The organism is Nocardiopsis sp. CC223A (genome assembly GCF_030766825.1).
In the GTDB taxonomy this organism is placed as follows: domain Bacteria; phylum Actinomycetota; class Actinomycetes; order Streptosporangiales; family Streptosporangiaceae; genus Nocardiopsis.
The window spans coordinates 18660-31587 of the sequence record NZ_JASFDV010000081.1; the positions used below are offsets into that span (position 1 = coordinate 18660).

At 73.5% G+C, this 12928-nt stretch carries 11 protein-coding genes; 2 read left to right on the top strand and 9 right to left on the bottom strand.

The window, feature by feature from the left end; genetic code table 11:
• Positions 1–59: 59 nt before the first annotated feature.
• The 4 genes from QJS33_RS25250 to QJS33_RS25265 all read right to left on the bottom strand — a co-directional run bounded on the left by QJS33_RS25250 (position 60) and on the right by QJS33_RS25265 (position 5073).
• Positions 60–1079 (bottom strand): hypothetical protein, encoded by a 1020-nt coding sequence (locus QJS33_RS25250; protein ID WP_306370565.1) that lies wholly within the window; start codon positions 1077–1079, stop codon positions 60–62.
• Between the two features lie 73 nt (positions 1080–1152).
• Positions 1153–3360 (bottom strand): TRAP transporter fused permease subunit, encoded by a 2208-nt coding sequence (locus QJS33_RS25255; protein WP_306370566.1) that lies wholly within the window; start codon positions 3358–3360, stop codon positions 1153–1155.
• 78 nt (positions 3361–3438) lie between these two features.
• Entirely contained in the window at positions 3439–4035 is a 597-nt protein-coding gene (locus QJS33_RS25260; RefSeq protein WP_306370567.1) for a DUF1850 domain-containing protein, read from the bottom strand.
• Between the two features lie 9 nt (positions 4036–4044).
• Positions 4045–5073: a TAXI family TRAP transporter solute-binding subunit gene (locus tag QJS33_RS25265; RefSeq protein ID WP_306370568.1), complete on the bottom strand. Its 1029-nt coding sequence runs from the start codon at positions 5071–5073 to the stop codon at positions 4045–4047.
• Between the two features lie 211 nt (positions 5074–5284).
• Between QJS33_RS25265 and QJS33_RS25270 the strand changes: the two genes are divergently transcribed.
• On the top strand, positions 5285–6313 hold the full coding sequence (locus QJS33_RS25270) for a TAXI family TRAP transporter solute-binding subunit (RefSeq protein ID WP_306370569.1): 1029 nt from the start codon (positions 5285–5287) through the stop codon (positions 6311–6313).
• Here QJS33_RS25270 and QJS33_RS25275 read toward each other — a convergent pair.
• The 4 genes from QJS33_RS25275 to QJS33_RS25290 form a co-directional block, all read right to left on the bottom strand.
• On the bottom strand, positions 6267–7703 hold the full coding sequence (locus QJS33_RS25275) for a HAMP domain-containing sensor histidine kinase (RefSeq protein WP_306370570.1): 1437 nt from the start codon (positions 7701–7703) through the stop codon (positions 6267–6269). The genes QJS33_RS25270 and QJS33_RS25275 overlap by 47 nt on opposite strands.
• A gap of 14 nt (positions 7704–7717) precedes the next feature.
• Positions 7718–8416 (bottom strand): response regulator transcription factor, encoded by a 699-nt coding sequence (locus QJS33_RS25280; protein ID WP_306370571.1) that lies wholly within the window; start codon positions 8414–8416, stop codon positions 7718–7720.
• A 95-nt stretch (positions 8417–8511) separates the two neighbouring features.
• On the bottom strand, positions 8512–10233 hold the full coding sequence (locus tag QJS33_RS25285; protein ID WP_306370572.1) for a glycerol-3-phosphate dehydrogenase/oxidase: 1722 nt from the start codon (positions 10231–10233) through the stop codon (positions 8512–8514).
• Positions 10234–10363: 130 nt separating this feature from the next.
• Positions 10364–11755, bottom strand: coding sequence for an MFS transporter (locus QJS33_RS25290; RefSeq protein ID WP_306370573.1), 1392 nt, complete (start codon positions 11753–11755; stop codon positions 10364–10366).
• 147 nt (positions 11756–11902) lie between these two features.
• Here QJS33_RS25290 and QJS33_RS25295 point away from each other — a divergent pair, with 147 nt between their 5' ends.
• Positions 11903–12397 carry a MarR family winged helix-turn-helix transcriptional regulator gene (locus QJS33_RS25295; RefSeq protein ID WP_306370574.1) on the top strand — a complete coding sequence of 165 codons (495 nt, stop codon included), beginning with the start codon at positions 11903–11905 and terminating at the stop codon, positions 12395–12397.
• Here the strand turns inward: QJS33_RS25295 and QJS33_RS25300 are convergent.
• A partial coding sequence (locus QJS33_RS25300; protein ID WP_306370575.1) for a hypothetical protein occupies positions 12394–12928 on the bottom strand: 535 nt, incomplete at its 5' end. The two genes, QJS33_RS25295 and QJS33_RS25300, sit on opposite strands and share 4 nt — an antisense overlap.

A 12928-nucleotide genomic window follows, 5' to 3' on the forward strand; every position in this document is an offset into this window, starting at 1 on the left:
GCATTGTGACCGGCCGGGCAGTCCGTTGGCCAGGGCTTTTCGGCCGTGCCCCAGGGATCTCAGCCGGTTCCGGCCGGGGGCCGCGGGCCGCCGGGGTGGACGCCGAGCTCCGCCATGGCGCGGGCGACCTGAGACCGGGCACCCCCGAAGAACCCCCACGGGATCTCGCAGTACAGGTTGCCGACGGCGGTCAGGTGCCAGCGGGCGGCCTCGGTCATCCCGGCCCGGTGGAACGCCCACCCGAACAGGTGGTGGGCCTGCACGTCGCGCGGGTGCGGCACGGCGTTCTGGGCCCAGGCGCGGGCCAGCCCGAACAGCTCCGCCACCGCCTCCCCGTACAGCCGCCCCATCGCCTGGCCCACCACGAAGTCGAACATCCCCTCGGCCCGCAGCCGCTTGTACTCGGCGCGCAGGAACTCGGCGTGGGCCAGGGCCAGGACGGCGGGCAGCGGATCGCCCTCGGGCGCGGTGTCGGCGGCGGCCCCGGCGAACGCGAACATCTCCTCGGCCGCGCCGCCGCGCGCCGGGGACAGCACGCGCACCCGACCCATGTGGGCGGCGAACAGGTGCGGGGCCCGGGTCCGCACCTCGTCCCACAGCCGGTCCTTCTCCTCGCGGTCGGCGCCCGCGCCCATGGCGACGGTCTGGAGCGCGACCCAGGGGGCGGGGTCGTCGGGGCGCAGGTCGGCGGCGGCCTTCAGCGCCCGGCGCGCGTCGTCCAGCGCGGCCTCGGCGGCCTTGCGTTCGGCGGTCCCGCCGGAGGCGCGCAGGGCGTGGGCGAGCAGGGCGTTGCCCAGCCACAGCATCAGGTCGGCCCGGTCGGCGGTGTCCAGGAGGTCGCCCAGGTCGTCGATCCGGTCGGCGGCGGCCCGGCCCAGCACCTCGGCGGTGACCGTGCGGGTCTCGCCGTCCTCCCGGCTCTCGGCGAGCAGCGGCAGGGCGGCGGCGAGGTCGCCCTCGGCCACCTCCTCGGCCGCGGCCCGGAGCATGGGGTCGGTGCCCAGGGCCGCCGAGGTCAGCAGGTGCTCGACCGGGGCGCCGTGGGCCGGCTTCGGGTCACGGGGGTTCCATCGCCACATGCCGCCGAGGGTAGCGGGCCCGCCGCACCCGGGAGAATCGGGAGTGTGGGTGCGGCGGGCCCTGATGCGGCCGTCAGGCGGCGGGGGTCGGCTCCCCCGCCGCGTCGGCCGCGGGGACGGCGGTCCCGCGGGACCGCCGGTGGGTGACCACCTGGAGGGCGATGAGGGCGGTGCCGAGCACGGAGCCCGCCAGGACGAACCAGTCCGGGGAGACGGTGGTCGACGTCAGCAGCCCGAACAGGCCGGTCCACTCGGGGGCGACCAGGACCAGCAGGGCCGCCAGGACGAACGCGACCCGTTCGACGATCGCGACCGGCCGCAGGAAGTGGCCCTCCAGGGCGATGGCCGCCGTCGCCAGGGCGACGCACCCGGTGAGCACCGCCACGACCAGGTCGGTGACCGGCCCGTCGACCTCCATGAGCGCGGAGTAGGCCATCAGCATCGGGATGAGGTAGAGGCCCTTGGCGAACTTCCAGGCCGACAGCCCCGTGCGCATCGGGGACGCGTTGGCGACGCCCGCGGCGGCGAAGGCCGCCAGCGCGACCGGCGGTGTCACGTTGGAGTCCTGGCTGTACCAGTACACGATCATGTGCGCGACGATGACCGCCAGCCCCAGCCCCTCCAGGGCGGGGACGGCCAGGACGGCCAGGACCACGTAGGCGGCGGTGACCGGCAGGCCCACCCCCATGACGAGCGAGGCGATCGCCACCATGAGCAGGGTGAGCAGGAGGTTCCCCGCGAACACGGTGAGGAGGACGTCGGACAGCACCAGCCCCAGTCCGGTCAGGCCGACCATGCCGACGATGATGCCCGCGACGGCGCAGGCCACCGACACCGACAGGGTGTTGCGGGCGGACAGGACGAAGACTTCGAGGATGTCCTTCGGGCTCAGGCGGCTCGCGGCCCGCAGCATCGCGACGACGAACAGCGCCGCGCAGGCCCACAGCCCGGCCCGGGTCGGTGTGACGTAGTTCAGCAGCAGGACGATGAGCAGGAGCAGGGGGGCGAGGAAGTGCCAGCCCGCCGCCATGACGGTGCGCATCCGGGGCAGGTCGGCGTCCTCGGCCACGCCGATGGAGTACTTGCGGGCGAGGATGTCCACGAACAGGAACATCACGCCGAAGTACATGAGCGCGGGGATGATCGCGACCTTGACGATGTCGGCGTAGGGGATGCCGGTGCGCTCGGCCATGATGAACGCGCCCGCGCCCATGATGGGCGGCAGGATCTGCCCGCCGGTGGAGGCCGCGGCCTCCACGCCCGCGGCGTCGTGCTTCTTGTAGCCGACCCTCTTCATCAGGGGGATGGTGAACGGCCCGGTGCTGACGACGTTGGCGATGGCGCTGCCGGAGACCGACCCCATGAGCGCGCTGCTGAGCACCGCGCCCTTGGCGGGGCCGCCGACCATGCGGCCGGTGAGCACGTAGGCCAGTCCGACGAAGAAGTTGCCGCCGCCGGTCTTGGACAGCAGCGCGCCGAACAGGATGAACACGAAGACGAAGGTGACCACGACGCCCAGGGTGAGGCCGTAGATGCCGTCGCCGAGGTAGGCGTGTGTGGAGATGCGCTGGATGGTGGCGCCGGAGTGCTGGAACTGCCCGGGGATGAGCGGGCCGATCCAGGCGTAGAAGACGAACGCCGCGACCATCAGCACCATGATCATGCCGACCGCGCGCCGGGTCGCCTCCAACAGGACGATCATCGCGACCAGGCCCATGATCCAGTCCAGGTCGGTGTAGGCGCCCGCACGGGAGGCCAGCTCGGCCTGGAACACGATCGGGTAGCAGCTCACCGCGACGGCCGCGGCGATGAGCACCCCGTCCAGGAGCAGCGCCGGGACCGACCGCCCCGCCCTCCCGCGCACGGGCGGTTTGACCAGGAGGACCAGGACCAGCACGAACAACAGGTGGATGAGGCGCTGCTGGCGCGCGTCGAACCCGGACCACAGGGCGATGTAGAGCTGGAAGAGGGTCAGCCCGACGGCCAGGACCAGGACGACGGGTGCGATGGCGGACGCGATGCGACCCTCGCCCCAGCGCTCGGTGGCCATCCGCTTCCAGGCCGGGTCCGCCCCCTCCTCGTCGCCGTCGACGTCGGGGAGGGCGTCGGCGGACGTGCCGGTGCGCTTGCGGCGGCCCGCGCCGAAACCGGGGGCGTCCCCGTCGGGGGCGTCCCCGTCGGGGGCGTCCGCCCGTTCGGCGGCCGGGGGCGCGGTGTTCTCTCGGTCTTCGTCCGGGAGGCGGGTGGCGCCCTCCCGTGACTGTGCCGGTTCTTCGGCCATGGTCTTCCTCTGGCTGGTCGTACGGGCCGCGGGGCGCGCCCGGAAGGCGGTTCCGCCTGCGGCGGAGGTCGGATCGGATCAGCACTCCGGGGCGGGCGTGCGGACGTTCATGAAGTGGAGGGCGGAGAGCCGGACCGGTTCGACGGTCACCCGGTGGGCGGTCAGGCACGGGGAGAGCCGTACCTCGGCACCGGGTGTGCGCAGGCGGTGGTCCACGGCGGGCGAGCCCACCCGGATGGCCAGCTCCGTGCCGATGTCGCGGTTCATGTCCTCGATGACCCACCACCGGCCGTCGGCGCGGCCCCGGCCCTCACCGGGGATCTGCCCCATCCCGGCGCCGAACTGGCGGATCCGGGTGGCGTCGACGACGAGCCTCCCGTCGCGGACCGCGATGTCCTCTTCGATGGGAAGGCCGTCGATGGAGTGCACGTAGGCGATGGTGAACACCTCCTCCGCGGCCAGGGGCAGGTGTCCGATGACCGCCCCCTCGTCGGCGATCCGCAGGGCCGGGTGGACCGGCCAGGCCAGGGCGGCCAGTGCGGCGAGGACGGCCGCGGCGACGGTGGCGGCGAGGGCCGTGCGCACGTCGCGGCCGAGCGGCTCACCGGGGACGTGGGTGGGACGCGGCCGCCCGGCGGTGCCGGGGGCCGCGTCCCGAGCGGGGACCTCGGTCATGTCCGTGTGTCAGGGACGCAGGTCTTCGGGGATCTCGACACCGATCTCCTCGTAGTAGCGCAGGGCGCCGGGGTGCACCGGGACCGGGCTGTTGGCGATGGTCTCGGGGACGAGGTACTCCTCGGCCGGGGCGTACACGTCCAGGACGGCCTGGACGTTCTCGAACATGGCCTTGGTGATCTCGTAGGCCTGGTCCTCGTTGAAGGAGCCGCCGACCACCAGGGCGTTCCACACCGCGATGGTGGGGACGTCCTCGTCGACGCCCGGGTAGGTGCCCGCCTCGATGACGTGCTCGGTGTAGCCGCCGTACCCGTTGACGATCGCGGACTGCTCCTCCTCGCACATCGGGATGATGTGGAGGTCGTCGGTGGTGCCCAGCTCCGTGATCCCGGCGTGGCCCTCGCCGACCACCCAGGAGCCGGCGTCGAGCTGGCCGTTCTGGAGGGCGCTGGCGGTCTCCGCGTAGCCGAGCTGGTCGATCTCGATCTCGGTGCCCGCGATCTCCAGGGAGGCGAAGACCTGGGTGGTGGTGGCCTCGTTGCCGCTGCCGACGTCGCCGACGGAGTAGCGGCTGCCGACCACGTCGGAGAAGCACTCGTAGCCCTTGTCCTGGGCGATGGAGTCGAGGGTGACCGCGTGGAAGACGTTCGGGTAGAGCACCGCCAGGGAGTAGGTCCGGACCTGGTCGCCCTCGAAGGCGGCGGTTCCGTTGGCGGCCTGGTCGGCGGCGTCGCCCTGGACGATGGCCAGGTGGGCGGAGCCGGATCCGATGAGGCGGATGTTCTCCACGGAGGCGCCGGTGGCCTCGACCGACCCGGACTGCCCGTCCAGGTTGTCGCCGATGATGCCGCTCAGCGCGCCGCCGATCGGGTAGTAGACGCCCGCGGTGCCGCCGGTGGCGATGCTCAGCTGGTTCTGCACGGGGCCCGCGCCGATCCCGGCCTCTTCGTCGGTGCCCGTCTCCGCGGGCTGGGTGCAGCCGGTCGTCAACAGGACGCCGGCGGTCAGGGCGGCCAGGGCCGGAAGGGCGCGTCTCATGGTCGGGGGTCCTCTCGCACTGCGTGTGGGGGTCGTGGCGGAGGGGCGGGCCCGGGGCTCCGGGGCCCGGGAGGAAAGGGGGCCCCGGAGCCCGTGTGGCCCACACCACTCCGCTGTCGAGAAACGTAACCGCGACCCCGGCGAAACCCGGCGCCGTTCGCAGGCATTTGAGGTTTCTCTGAGGTTCCGGACGCCTTGCTATCGTTTCGGCATGTCGCGGCCCACTCTCGGCCTCCTGTGGCCCCTCACCGCCGCCGTTCTCGTGCTCACCGTGTCCGCCCCGCTGCTCACCCGGTCCGACGCGGTGGAACCGGCGCCCCTGTACCTGACCCTGGGCACCGGCGGCGACGGGGGCGTCTACCACACGTACGGCGCGGCCCTGGCCGAGATCGTCTCCTCCCGGTCCGAGAACGTCCACATCACCGCGCTGACCACCGCGGCCAGTGTGGAGAACAACCGGCTGGTGGCCGACGGCACCGTGGACGCCGCCTTCACCCTCGCCGACGTGGCCGCCCTCGCGGTGGCCGGGGAGCCGCCGTTCGAGGAGCCGCTGCCGATCGCCGCCATCGCCCGCCTCTACGACAACCACACCCACGTGGTCGTGCGGGCGGACTCGCCCTACCAGGACCTGGCCGACCTGGCCGGGAGCGCGGTCTCCGTCGGGGCACAGGGTTCGGGCACCGAGATGATGGCCGAGAGGCTGCTGGACCTGGTGGGCCTGGGCGAGGCCCGGAACCGTCGTGAGGGCCGCGGCGTGCACCGGGTGCGGCTGTCCATCGAAGCGTCCGCGGACGCCCTGGAGCGGGGCGACATCGACGCCTTCTTCTGGTCCGGCGGCCTGCCCACCCGGGCCGTGGCGGAGCTGGCCGAGCGCCACCCGGTGCGGCTGCTGGACCTTTCCGAGCACGTGACGGCGCTGAGCGAGGAGCACGGCGCCCACTTCTCCGAGCTCCCGGTGCCGGCCGACACCTACCCGGGGGTCCCGGCGGTGCGCACCATCGGGGTCCCGAGCCTGCTGGTCGTGAACGCGGACATGCCGTACGCCCACGCGGAGGAGCTGACCCGGCTGCTCTTCGCCTCACGGACGGGGCTGGCCGAGGTCCACCCGGTGGCGTTGCAGCTGCACCCCAGGGCTGCGATCTCCACCCTGCCCGTCCCCCTGCACCCGGGGTCCGCGGACTACTACCGGGAGGTCAAGTACGCGCACGACCGTCCGCCGGTGCCCGCCGCGACCCCGTGACCAGGCGGATGCGCGCGTCGATGCCCCGGGGGCGGGCCGGAGCCAGGGTGAGCGACGCCCCCTGGAGTTCGAGCAGGGTGACGACGATGGACAGGCCCAGGCCGGAACCTCCGACGCCGCCGTCCTTCCAGAAGGGGCGGGTGGCCCGCGCCAGTTGCCCGGCGGGCAGGCCCGGGCCGTCGTCGACGACGTGGACGTCCACATGGCCGGGGCCGTCGGGCCCGGGGGGAGCCTCCACGACGCGGACGGTGATCCGCACGCCCTCGCCGCCGAACTTCAGGGCGTTGTCGATGAGCGCGTCCAGGGCCTGGTCCAGGGTGCCCTCCACGCACCTGACCCGGACCCCGTCGCCGCCCTCCCGGACCAGGACGGCGCCCGCCCGCTCGGCGATGGGCTCCCACGACCGCAGCCGGTCCTCGACGACCCCGCCGACCTCCTCCCACACCTCGGTGTGCTCGGCGTCCTCGGTCCGGGCCAGGGTGAGCAGGCTGTCGCAGACGCGGGTGAGACGGTCCACCTCGTCCAGGGCCAGCCGGTGGTCCTGGTGCCCCTGCGGGACGAGGTGCCGGGACAGGGCGTCCACCCGCAACCGCAGCGCGGCCAGGGGGTTGCGCACCTGGTGCCCGGCGTAGGCGACGAACACCCGCTGGGTCTCCAGCATGGCGGCGATGGTGTCGGCCATCCGGTTGAACGACTCTCCGAGCCGCCGCAGCTCCACCGGCCCGGCGGCGGTGCGCACCCGGATGCCGAGGCTGCCCCCGGCCACCGCCCGGGTGGCCTCGTCGAGGTCGTCGATCGGCCGCAGGATCCACCGGGTGAGCGGCCCGGCGGCGGCGATGCCCGCGGCCATGAGCACGGCGACCCCGCCCGCCGCCAGCACCCACTGGTCCCGGGTGGCGCGGCGCAGCGACCTGGTGGGCGAGGCCGTGACGGCCGCGCCGACGACCTCCCCGGAGCGTCCGACGGGTTCGGCGACGATGAGGGGGCCGCGCTGCCACGGGTACACGATGCGGTCCGCCCCCATCCGGTTCCCGGCCAGTGCGTTGCGGACCTCCTCGGGCGGCGGGTCTCCGGGGTCCGCCGAGGGGTCCAGGTCCGAGAGTTCGAGGCCGGGCCTGGAGGCGGCCACCACCCGGCCGTCCCGGTCGACGACGACGGCGGCGATCCCGTAGAGGCGGTCGTAGGCGGCCATCTCCGCCTCCAGCATGCCGCCGGTCCCGTTGAGGACCGCGGGTTCGGCGATGCTCGCGAACCGGGCGGTGTCGTTGAGGCGGTCCAGGAGCATGTCGGAGGTGCCCCGGGCGGCGATGCTGCCGCACAGCGGGACGGCCAGGCCCAGGCAGGCGGCGACCAGCAGGGTCACGTAGACGGTGATGATCCGGCGGCGCATCGGTCGGGCCCCGGTCAGCGGTGCCGTCCGGTCGGCGCCGCGTCGGCCCGCCCGGCGACCGGCATCCGGTATCCGACTCCGCGCACCGTCTCGATGAGGCCGGGTGCGCCGAGCTTGGAGCGCAGGGTGCCCACGTGCACCTCCAGGGTGCGCAGCGTGCCGGGCCAGGTCGTCCCCCACACCCGCAGCAGCAGGTGTTCACGGGACAGCACGCTCCCGGCCTCGCGGGCCAGGGCCAGCAGCAGGTCGAACTCCTTGCGGGTGACCTCCACCCGGTCCCCGTCCAGCTCCACCGTGCGCCCGGCCGGGTCGATCCGCAGGGGCCCGGCGGTCAGCGGCCCGTCGGCGGGGCGGCGGGTGCGGCGCAGCACCGCCTCCATGCGGGCGCACAGCTCCTCGATGGCCAGGGGTTTGACCACGTAGTCGTCCGCGCCCGCGCGCAGGCCGCGCACGCGTTCGCGCTGCTGCCCGCGGGCGGTCACCATGATGATCGCCGTGTCCCCGGCGCCGTGCCGCTCGCGCAGCATCCGGCACAGCTCCACGCCGTCCATGTCGGGCAGGCCCAGGTCCAACAGGACGATGTCGACCGGGTCGGCGGCCAGCGCCCGCTCGGCGGTGCGCACCTGGGTGACGGCGTACCCGTGGGGCTCCAGCGCCCCGGCGAGGGCGTCGGCGAGGCGCACGTCGTCCTCGACGAGCAACACCGTGATCATGTCTCGGGCTCCTCGGGGTGCGGGGGACGGTACCCCCGCACCCTAACCCGCCGACTGTGCCGCAGAACACTCCGGGGTATAGCCGGCATCACGGTTCACGGTTTGAGGATGCTCGCCTCCGGAACGATCTCGGGGGCGCCGTGCTGGATGGCGTCCGCCTCCTGGTCGGTGTCCTGCTCCTGGGCGGCGCGCTCGGCCTCGATGCCCTTGCGGTAGTACTCGACCTCGCGTTCGGTCTGCCCCTTGTCCCAGCCCAGCAGCGGGGCCATGAGGCCGGCGGCCTCCTCGGCGGCGGCGATGCCCCGGTCCCAGGTCTCGAACGAGATCCGGGTGCGCCGGTACAGGACGTCCTCCAGGTGGCGGGCGCCCTCGGCGCGGACCGCGTAGACGACCTCGGCGCGCAGGTAGTCGTCGGCCCCGGCGAGCGAACGGCCCAGGTCGGGGTCCTCCCGCACCAGGTCGAGCAGGTCACGGGCGCAGGTCCCGTAACGGCGCAGCAGGTGGGAGATGCGGGAGACGTGCAGCCCGGTCTCCCGGGCGAGCCGGTGGCGCTGGTTGACCAGGGCGCTGTACCCGGAGGCGCCCACCAGCGGGAGCCTGTCCGTCACGGACTTGGGGACGCCCCCGCCCAGGCCGTGGGCGACGGCGTCCACGGCGTCCTTGGCCATCACCCGGTAGGTGGTGTACTTGCCGCCCGCGATGAGGACCAGGCCGGGCACCGGGTGGGCGACCACGTGCTCGCGGGAGAGCTTGGAGGTCTCCTCCGACTCCCCCGACAGCAGCGGGCGCAGGCCCGCGTAGACGCCTTCGACGTCGTCCCTGCTCAGCGGGGTGCGCAGCACCTGGTTGAGGTGGTCCAGGACGTAGTCGATGTCGGCGCGGCTGGCGGCCGGGTTCTCCTTGTCCAGGTCCCAGGCGGTGTCGGTGGTGCCGATGATCCAGTGGCGGCCCCACGGGATGACGAACAGCACGCTCTTCTCGGTGCGCAGGATCATCCCCGAGGAGGCCTGGATGCGGTCGCGGGGCACCACCAGGTGGACGCCCTTGGAGGCGCGGACGTGGATCTGCCCGCGGCCGCCGACCATCTCCTGGATCTCGTCGGTCCACACGCCGGCGGCGTTGACGACCTGGCGGGCGCGGATGGAGACCTCCTCGCCCTTCTCCAGGTCGGCGGCGCGGGCGCCCACCACGTGCTCGCCCTCGCGCAGGAAGCCGACGGCCTGCACCCGTGAGGCGATCCGCGCGCCGAGCCCGGCGGCGGTGCGCAGCACGGTGCTGACGAACCGGGCGTCGTCCACCTGGCAGTCCCAGTACTGGACGGCCCCGGCGAGCGCGTCGCGCTTGAGCGCGGGGAAGACGCGCAGCGCCCCGCTGCGGGTCAGGTGCCGGTGGGAGGGCAGCCCGCGGTTGTTGCGGGAGGTGAGGGCGAGGGTGTCGTAGAGGGTGACGCCCGCGCCGATGTAGAAGCGTTCCCACTGGTGAGCGAACGGGAAGAGGAACGGCACCGGGCGGACCAGGTGCGGGGCGATCGTGGTGAGCAGCAGGCCGCGTTCGTGCAGGGCCTCCTGGACGAGTTCGAAGTCGAACTGCTCCAGGTAGCGCAGCCCGCCGTGGATCAGCTTGCTGGATCTGCTGGAGGTGCCCGACGCGAAGTCGCGCGCCTCGATCAGCCCCGTGGACAGTCCGCGTGAGACGGCGTCCAGGGCGATGCCCGCGCCGACGATGCCGCCGCCGACGACGAGGACGTCCAGTTCCTCGTCGCGCATCGCGGCCAGGTCGGCCTCGCGCCCTTCCGGTCCCAGCCAGGTGGTCGTCATCCCAGTCCCTCCGTCACGATGGTTCTTCCTCCCCGGCGCATACCCACCGGGGGGTTCCGCCCACCGGAGCGGCGCCCCCAGGCTAACCGGGCGCGGGGGCGCCGCGCGGAACGCCACGCGTGGCGCCGGGTCACCCGGCGGCGGGACGGTCGGCGCCGCGGCGGGGCAGCAGCAGGGCGATGAAGGCGACCGCGACGGTGGCGGCCCCGCCGACCAGGGACGCGGTGCCCAGGCCGCCCCAGGCCCCGGCGACGGCGGCCAGCACGGCCAGGCCCAGGGCGCCGCCGATCTGCTGGGCGGTGGAGACGGCGGCGGAGGCCACGCCCTGTTCGCGTTCGCCGGCCCCGCTCCCGGCGGCGGTGAACACGAGCGGGTAGACGGTGCCCGCGGTGACGCCGAGCAGGACCACGGCGGGCAGTAGCGCCCAGTAGGAGTCGGCGGCCAGGGCGAGGGCGAAGGCCGCGGAGGTGAGGCCGACGCCGGTCGTCCCGGCGAACAGTGCGGTGCGCACGCCCCACCGGTCCAGCAGGCGGGGCAGCAGCAGGGCCGAGCCGAGCATGGCGGCCACGCCCTGAGGCAGGAAGCCCAGGCCCGCGAGGAAGGGGTCAAGGCCCAGAGCGCCCTGGACGTGGGTGGTGTACACGTAGTGCAGCGTGGCGACGACCCCCATGAGAACGAGGATCAGCCCCATGGCCACCAGGAGGTGGCGGTCGCGCAGCAGGGAGGCCGGCAGCAGCGGGCTCGCGGAGCGGCGTTCGACGGGCGGGAGCGCGGCCAGGGCCAGCAGGCCGAGCAGCAGGGCGCCGCCCCCGTCAGGCGAGATCCAGCCGGACTCCTGGATGCGGAAGACCCCGAACACGAGCAGGAGCGCGCCCGCGGTGACCAGCGCGGTGCCGGGCAGGTCGAAGCCGCGCGGGTCGGGGCGGCGCCGGTCGGCGGGCAGCACGCGGGGGGCGAGCGCGGCCACCGCCGAGGCGGGCAGGACGATCGCCCAGAACACGGCGGTCCAGCCGAAGGCACTGGTGAGGATGCCGCCGACGGCTCCTCCGGCCAGGGCGCCGAAGGCTCCGGCCGAGCCCCACACGGCCATCGCCCTGTTGCGGGCGGGACCGGCCGGGAAGGCGGTGCCGATCAGGGCGAGGGTGGCGGGGAAGAGGGCCGCGGCGCCGACCCCCTGGACGGCGCGGGCGGCGATGAGGACGCCGGCGTGGGTGGCCAGGGCGCCGACGACGGAGGCCAGGCCGAGCAGGAGCGCGCCCAGCACGAGCATGCGGCGGGCGCCGAGCCGGTCGACGGCGCGGCCGCCCAGGAGCAGGAGCCCGCCATAGCCGAGGGCGAAGGCGTTGACCACCCAGGGCAGGGCGTCCGCGCCCAGGCCCAGGGCCCGGCCGATCTCGGGCAGGGCGATGTAGACGACGTTGAAGTCGAGCGACAGGGTGAAGTGGGCGGTGGCCAGGAGGGCCAGGGCCGCTGCACCCGCGGTGCGGGCCCCGGTCGCGGACCGGGGTTCGGCGGAGGTCATCGAGGGTGTCCCTTCCAAGGGAACTGTTCCAGCGCAAGATATTCCAGCACTGGATAATATGTAAAAAGTTCAGCACTGGAACTTTCAGCGGGACACTAACACAGGGATATTTCAGCGAGCAACTATTCAGCGTGCTAGCATCTCGGCATGAGCGCAGAAGGATGCCTGGACACGGACGAGGAGCGGACCTGGGACGCGGCCACGCTGGCGTTCCGGCTGCTCGACCAGCAGGTGGAGCGGGACGTGCAGGCGTCCTCCGGCCTCCCCCTCACCTACTACGAGCTGCTGGTACTGCTCTCCAAGGCAGACCACCGCTCGTTGCGGATGAGCGAGCTGGCCGAGGTCACCCACACCCGCCCCAGCCGCATCTCCCACGCCGTCGGCAAGCTGGCCGAGGGCGGGTTCGTCGAGCGCGTGCACTGCGAGAGCGACCGGCGCAGCTGGTTCGCCAAGCTCACCGACAAGGGTGTGGAGACCCTGCGCACCGCGGGCGCCGAACACGTGCGCAGCATGCGCGAGAACATGTTCGACCTGCTCAGCCCGGAGCAGCGGGCACAGCTGCTGGACATCTCCCGCACCCTGCTGGACCGGCTGGCCCCGGGCACGCAGGACCACGCCACCCGGGTCCTCCGGGGACTCTAAACGCCGGCGGGCACGGCGGCCCGTCCTCCCGCAGCCCCCTCGGCCGCCTCCAGGCGGCGGATGAGCCGGTGCACGATGAGCAGCGGGATGATCCCGAAGACGCCGAACGAGATGTCGATGAGCTGCCACAGCCACGGGATGCCCCGGATCGGACCGCAGATCAGCGCCAGCGGCACCACCATCACGCAGGCGATCATGCCGAACTGGATCACCCAGATGTTGCGCACCGGGTCACGCCAGGGGCCGATGAACACCACCGCGATGACCAGGTGCGCGAACGCCAGCCAGTCGGTGCCGTAGAGGACGAACGGCTGCTCCGCCTCGACCGTGTCCAGGCCGGTCCGCACCCGGGAGATCCAGTCGGCCAGCCAGGGCGCGGCCTCGGACACCGGCGCCAACGGGCCGGTCAGCAGGGAGTCCAGCAGCCGCAGCTCGGCGGGCAGGGGGAAGGCGGTGACACCGCTCAGCACCAGGCCCACGATGAACAGGGAGATCCAGATCCGGATGCGGCGCAACAGCGCCGTTGCAGTG